This is a genomic window from Bradyrhizobium erythrophlei, assembly GCF_042430365.1.
Taxonomy (GTDB): domain Bacteria; phylum Pseudomonadota; class Alphaproteobacteria; order Rhizobiales; family Xanthobacteraceae; genus Bradyrhizobium; species Bradyrhizobium erythrophlei.
Genome location: NZ_JBHMET010000190.1, coordinates 1 through 2,223 on the forward strand (window position 1 = coordinate 1; position 2,223 = coordinate 2,223).

The window sequence follows — 2,223 nt, forward strand, 5'->3', positions numbered from 1 at the left end:
CGAAGCCAAGAGGATCATCGACGCCGCGAGCGGCTAGCCTTGTGGCGTTTGCGCAGGGATGTCCAGCCATACCAGGCGGGGGGAGGAAAACGACCCCGAGGGTGTGGCGTTCGAGTATGAGGTTTTGGAGTGAAACCGCATCGGCCAAACATTCTCAAGGTAATCGCAGGAGCTGGTGATGAGACGACTTATGTCCGCAATTCTCGTTCTGGGTACTATAGTGGGCTTTGCGCCAGCGTCTGCTCAGACGTACGACCCCAGCTATCCCGTCTGCATGCACGTCTATGGCGAGAAGATAGGTGAGAGGATCGATTGCACTTTCACGTCTTTCGCCCAGTGCGCAGCGACGGCGAATGGCCTACCTGCAACCTGCCTGGTCAACCCTTACGCTGCCGATGCGAGGCGATTGCCGCTCCCGCGGCCTCATGGACGACGACGCGGCCCGTAGTTCTCCGGTCGTGAACAGGAGCCCGGTTGCGGCGACCATGCCGGCATGGCTGGGAAGGGTTGGCGCCGGCAATTTGATGATCCGATTGAGCTTCCGGACGGGCGCGCGCTCGTCACGCTGCGCGATGCCGCTACCCATAGCCGCTCGTTCTTCTCGTCCGCTCATCCATGCCGAAGACGTCGGCGATCTCTTTGTCGGTAGCGCCGAGCCGGCAAAGCTTCGCGGCCTGGTCTGCATACTCAGGGATGTGGTCGGAGGGGCGCCCGCGCTTGGCCCCGCCCTATTATGCGCACTGCATCGGGAAAATTGGCAACAGGTCAGTAGATGCTCAGCCCATCGGCCGTGAGGTGAACGCCATCGGTTGCAGCAAGCAACAAGACCAACTCACCTGTTCCGTTGAATTCCTCGAAGCTCTTCCACTCGCCGTACTTGTTCCAAATTTTCTCAAGTGTCTTGTCCAGACCGATGATGTATTTCGCCAGCCAATTACCGGATTGCAGGAACTCCTTGAACTTCGGCGCCAGATCAACCTCCCCGCCCAGGCCATTCAGGTGACCAAGGAGATACGAGGTGAATGTGAGAAAGCGATCGTACTCGCCCGTGATCGCCCTGAAGCACTTCCAGCCGTCGTTATCATATCTGAAGGCATCCACCGCGGCTTCAACACGATCGTGGAGACCATCGAGCGCCGCGAAGAACGTCTCTTCAAAATGAGCCACCTGTTCCGGATAGAACGATGCGCTCAACCTGGTCGCCGCATTTTCACACCAGCTTCCCCAACCCAGACCGAACTTGATGCGGGCCAGATCGCTTCCAAAATCGTAAGGCCGCTGCAGGAGGCCGGGGATGGCGACATCGAATGCTGTATCGGTGCCTTCACAAAGGAGGAAGATGTGGTGTTGGACCCGTTGGCGGCCTCAAGGTTGGACTGTGACTTCATAGGCATTGAGCTAGACCAAACTCGTTGCGAAACGGCCAGGCGCAGGCTTGGGCTTTGATTCCAACCCGGCAGAAGCTGGGTTTAAGGCGCCCGGCACCCGCCCGGTCCGTGTAAGGCGATTATCTGAACGCTCGTCCGCTTCGCGGACCTTACGCCTTGGCAGAGACCGTAGCTTTCCTAAAGCAGATCTCCGAAAGCCGAATTGTTTCAGTACGATTGACAGGACACCCCTTCCCAAGCAGTGCAGGCCAGCGCTTGGTCTTCCAGAATGCGGCGTACTTCGGTCCGCGGCCTTAAGAACTCGACGCAACGAGTAGCCGGCGGCCAAAACCCTGCTCGTCTAACGTGATAACGTTTTGAAGATTTGATCCCGCAGCACTGTAAGCACGCTCATAGCGACGTAGCTGCATTGTGGGTTTATGGTGCGCTCGGAGGGCGATCGTATTTATTGCGATATCAATGAGTTGTCCAGATTCGTCAAACAAAAAGGTGCATTTCCCGCCGATAAGTACCTTTGAGGGCGAATGCCCAAGCTGGCACCAAGTCCGGCGTGGCTCCCCTTCCGTCGTCCACGGCCTAAGCCACCGACCCTGCGATCGGGGCCGTCATTCGAGGCAACGTTCGGGGTTCCCTGGTTTGTCGGGCTACAAAGGCGAGATCCGGGTTCGTGGCGCATGCCGCCCGCAGTTTTGGCCGAGCGCGTCGGATGATGTTGGGGGTGCAATCTCGTTATGTTTTGACCCGCTGCAGCTTCCGATCAGCCGGCTGACTGTGGGAGCTATGCGGGATTTTGGGTGACGAGGCGATCAGGCGGCGTGGTTTGCCGGCACTTGGA

At 58.3% G+C, this 2,223-nt stretch carries 2 protein-coding genes; one reads left to right on the forward strand and one right to left on the reverse strand.

From position 1 onward, the window contains the following. Positions 1–190: 190 nt before the first annotated feature. Positions 191–448, forward strand: coding sequence for a DUF3551 domain-containing protein (locus ACFFWD_RS27270; protein ID WP_376970448.1), 258 nt, complete (start codon positions 191–193; stop codon positions 446–448). Positions 449–765: 317 nt separating this feature from the next. Here the strand turns inward: ACFFWD_RS27270 and ACFFWD_RS27275 are convergent, their stop codons facing one another. Beyond that, a complete protein-coding gene (locus ACFFWD_RS27275) occupies positions 766–1,194 on the reverse strand; it encodes a hypothetical protein (protein WP_376970450.1) in 429 nt (142 codons plus the stop codon). Positions 1,195–2,223: the final 1,029 nt, after the last annotated feature.